At 30.5% G+C, this 4,198-nt stretch carries 5 protein-coding genes; all 5 read left to right on the plus strand.

Annotated elements, in window-relative coordinates; genetic code table 11:
* On the plus strand, positions 1-271 hold a 271-nt coding region (locus D0T49_RS12825), incomplete at its 5' end, for a hypothetical protein (protein WP_163632333.1).
* 66 nt (positions 272-337) lie between these two features.
* Positions 338-1,525 carry a 6-bladed beta-propeller gene (locus tag D0T49_RS12830; RefSeq protein WP_163632336.1) on the plus strand — a complete coding sequence of 396 codons (1,188 nt, stop codon included), beginning with the start codon at positions 338-340 and terminating at the stop codon, positions 1,523-1,525.
* Positions 1,526-2,085: 560 nt separating this feature from the next.
* Positions 2,086-2,358, plus strand: a complete 273-nt coding sequence (locus D0T49_RS12835) for a hypothetical protein (protein WP_163632339.1) — start codon at positions 2,086-2,088, stop codon at positions 2,356-2,358.
* A 58-nt stretch (positions 2,359-2,416) separates the two neighbouring features.
* Complete coding sequence (locus D0T49_RS12840) at positions 2,417-3,538, plus strand: 6-bladed beta-propeller (RefSeq protein WP_163632342.1); 1,122 nt, start codon at positions 2,417-2,419, stop codon at positions 3,536-3,538.
* Positions 3,535-4,119 carry a hypothetical protein gene (locus D0T49_RS12845; protein WP_163632345.1) on the plus strand — a complete coding sequence of 195 codons (585 nt, stop codon included), beginning with the start codon at positions 3,535-3,537 and terminating at the stop codon, positions 4,117-4,119. Before D0T49_RS12840 ends, D0T49_RS12845 begins: the two co-directional genes overlap by 4 nt.
* Positions 4,120-4,198: the final 79 nt, after the last annotated feature.

A 4,198-nucleotide genomic window follows, 5' to 3' on the forward strand; every position in this document is an offset into this window, starting at 1 on the left:
AAATGATTGCCTTGCAAGCAAACCACAGGCTACAAGCCTGCGGGAGCAGGGGGAAAATAATAGTAATATAAAATATGGATATTTAGATAGTTTTCGCTCTTGTAAAGTAACTGAAACAAGACGATGCGATATTGATGTCAATATTCCTTACTATGGTAAATGTACCATTGGATTTGATTATAAAGTCAAATTCGATGGAACAGAAAATCCATGTATTTACACAGGAAATCCACAAACATATTGTAATATATTTACCTGTAAGAAACATTAATCATTTGATTAGAAACCAACTTCTTGGAGATATGATGTCTCCAAGAAGTTTATAACTTTATAAAATATGAAACAGATATTTTACATCCCTATATTATTGTTGTTTATTTGTGGATGTTCGCCCAAAGAGATAAGAATCCTAAATGCAAACGAAATAATTAGTATTGATCTAAATCGTGATATAGATCAAGAAGTTGTAAATAATGCATCTTTATTTGTTCAAGAAGTACTATATATTCCGTTGGAAACTGCAGATGATTTTTTGATAGGGAGAATTAACAAATTGATAATTAATGATGGTTATATTTACATCTTCGATAATTTGTCAAATAAAATTTATCAATTTCATAAATCCGGTAAGTTTTCTAATCAAATAGGAGATATCGGGATAGGACCCAATGAGTATATTAAAATAGCATCTTTTTCTGTAGATCAACAAACTGGAAATGTGTTCATTTATTGTGAAGTAAAACAATCTTTATTTGAGTATAATTCAGCTGGAGATCTTCTCGGTATAAAGAAAATAGGTTTGATCGTAACTGATATTTTATGTAACAATGGATATAGTTGGTATTATGAGCCACGGATGCCTAATGAGCTTTTTTTTAAAGAGATATTTCCAGACCAATATCGTATAGTAGAAATGAAAGATGGTGAATTGAAAAGAACATATTTACCTTTTAGATATAATAGCAATTTTTTGAGAACAAAATTGACGGCAGCAACAAATCAGCCCATTTATTTGTATGATGACAATATAAGGCTGGCAGATGCAATTTCAAACATAGTTTATGAAATAAAAGATAGTGTATCTTCTTTATATGCCATTGATTTTGGCAAATATACAATACCTATTGATTTTTATAAGAATTCGGAAAATATCACTTTGAGAAAACTAAAAAATGTTCAAGATAGCAAATACTGCAAATTATTAGACTTTTATGAAATAGATAAATATATTTATATAACCTATTCTGTGTCTGAATATAATAATTTGGTGTGCTCCTGCTTGTATTTAAAAGAGGATAGGAAGGCAATAAATTTAGGACCTATTTGGCTCAATAACTTTGACAATATTATGATGCCCCAAATACATGGTGTAGAAAAGGAACATTTTATTGGCTATTTTGAAGCAGATTATTTAAAAATGATGATTACAAGTAACAGTAAACCTATATCATCAAATTTAAATGAGCTAAATCTTAATTTAGAAGATACAGATAATCCGATTATTTGTATTGTAAAAATGAAATAGAAGCGTGTTTCGGTTATTGCCTTAGCAAACTTGGAAGCACTGGCTGGCGAGAGCAACGGTGGAGGAAGTACCAATGAAAACTGGGGATGCGGCGGCAACCCAACGTACGTCCCAAATCAAACACTCAAGCATGTTGTTTGTATCACTTTTTGGCGGGATAAATTGAAGTGTAAAACAGAAAGTAGGGTATGTTGCGACCCTGCAAAACAGACAAACTGCAATGGAGACCTTATTTCAATAGGCTTCTGATAAAAGTAGTTTTAATATAAATCAAAAAGGTTTGCTATTCCTAACATGACGGAATAGCAAACCTTATAAAAACAAAATAAAATGAAATACACTTTTTATATTATAATACTATTTTTTTTACTATTGTTTAATGGTTGTGAAAAAACAAAACATTTAACCAGTGACCTGAATTTCAAGAGCATTGATGTTAATCCGGATAATGCACGTGAAAAAATCTTTTTGTCGGATATATATTCCGACATTGACTATATCCCCCCGCTGCCGCGAAGTTGTACTTCGTGGTTTGCTCGGTAAAAGAGCAAGGTTTNCAAATGATTGCCTTGCAAGCAAACCACAGGCTACAAGCCTGCGGGAGCAGGGGGAATCTGAATCTGAAAAAAGAAAGTAATCTTTCGGTTATTGCCTTAGCAAACTTGGAAGCACTAGCTGGCGAGAGTAGTGGTGGAGGAAGTACCAGTGGAGAAGAATTTGTTTTTACTTGTGGACGTTCAGAAGGACGTTGTTGGGAAGTTGTTTCTGCATGGGGTCCGTATTGTACTTGCGAATTTACGGGTTGGCGAAAAGATTTTTGCGTTTTTGCATAACAGTTAATAATAATCAATAGGAGTTTTTATTCCTATTGATTATTTTAAATAATAAATCATGAAAAAACAAATACTAACTATATACTTTTTATTAAGTATATTCTTGTTCTTTGGGTGTCAAAAGAAAGAAGGAGGCGTCTATATTGACATTAATCAAAGGGATAAAATATCTCTTTTAGACATTTTCAGAAAAGTTGAATTAATTCCTTTGGAAACAAATTCCGAGTCTTTAATTAAGTTAATAAACAAAATCATTGACCATAAAAATCATTTCTATGTTTTAGACATACATTTAGCTAATGTATTTATATTTGATAATGAAGGAAATTTCATTAAAAAGATAAGCAACAAAGGCATGGGACCCAATGAATATATAAATATAAGTGATTTTGAGATTGATACTAAAAATGAAAAAATCTTACTGTTATCATCAGTTGACAGAACGATACATTGTTATAGTTTGGATGGTAATTTTGAAAAAAAATATAAACTCCCTGATATAAAAGGAGCTTATGGTAGTTTTAAAATACTTACAGAAGACATTGTTGCATTTTGGACTAGTGATTATAAAAACAGGATAAAATTGTATTCATTAACATCTGGGGAATTAATTGCCGAAAATTTTCATGAAGAAGAAAATAATTATAATATATTTCTTAGAACAAGATTTCCATATAAGAATTTTTTAGCAAGGTCTTCTCAAAACACAGTTTACAGCATATCAACTGATGGAACTATTCGTGACGCTTACAATTGGGATTTTGGAAAGTACAATAATAATCCTAAAAAAATGAAAAAATCTCCTGAATTTACAAGTCGGGTAGCAATGACTGATTTTGTCAAAAAAGTATACGCTTCTGACATAGTTAATTATATTTTCACTCTACATGGAGGAAACTCTCAGTACATATATACCCAGATTTACCGAAAAGATAATCCCATAAATATCTTTTACGACAAAAACACTTTAGAGAGCATCGTTTTCTCAAAAACTGTTGAAGGTGCACATATTTATCCATTTTTATGGGAAGAAGAATATGTTATTGGTATTCCTGACTGGCAATATAATATGGATGAAACTGTTCCGGATATTATTTTAGATAAAGAGAACATCGAAAAGAAAAGAAAGATAGATGATTCTGACAACCCTGTATTAATAAAATACTATTTCAAGAAATGATAAAAACAACCAAGCATTACTTAGCAATATATTTTCTCTTTTCGTTGGTTATAGTAACATATTCATGTTCAAAAAACAAAAACAAGAAAGATGAATTAGCAGAATCCACTATTGAGAAAATAATTATTGATATTGAAAAAAATAATATCAATCAAAAAATAACAAACCAATTCGTTTTCCTAGGGAATGATTCCTTAAACAGCGTTAAATTAAATAATTACATAAAGAACAACAAACCTATATTTTTTTATTTCTCTTCATACAGCTGTTCTCCTTGTATTGACAGAACCATTGAAATACTAGAGAAAACATATTCAAATTACAAAACAAATAATAATATTGTATTTATATCTCCTGATTACCCTAAACGTTTTAGAGAAAATTGCTATGGGAAACCGCTCTTAACATTAGAATATTTTCAATTAGGTATTCCAGTAGAAGAAAGAGGATTTGATATTCCTCCTTTCTTTTTTATTTTAAATAACGATTTAAAAATAGAATCCATACATGTTGTGAATAAATTAGATTTTTATCGAACAGAGCAATATCTGAAAGAAATAAAGTTGAGGTTGCAAATATAATGGTATCTGATGATTGGCTTTTAACCCCCGCTGCCGCGAAGTTGTACTTCGTGGTTTGCTCGGTAAAAGAGCAAGGTAT

The sequence above is a fragment of the Paludibacter sp. 221 genome (assembly GCF_010501035.1).
Lineage (GTDB): Bacteria > Bacteroidota > Bacteroidia > Bacteroidales > Paludibacteraceae > QVMH01.

Coding starts and splice junctions, on each gene's coding strand:
- D0T49_RS12830 (WP_163632336.1), top strand. CDS start 338: ATGAAACAGATATTTTACATCCCTATATTATTGTTGTTTATTTGTGGA.
- D0T49_RS12840 (WP_163632342.1), top strand. CDS start 2,417: ATGAAAAAACAAATACTAACTATATACTTTTTATTAAGTATATTCTTG.
- D0T49_RS12835 (WP_163632339.1), top strand. CDS start 2,086: ATGATTGCCTTGCAAGCAAACCACAGGCTACAAGCCTGCGGGAGCAGG.
- D0T49_RS12845 (WP_163632345.1), top strand. CDS start 3,535: ATGATAAAAACAACCAAGCATTACTTAGCAATATATTTTCTCTTTTCG.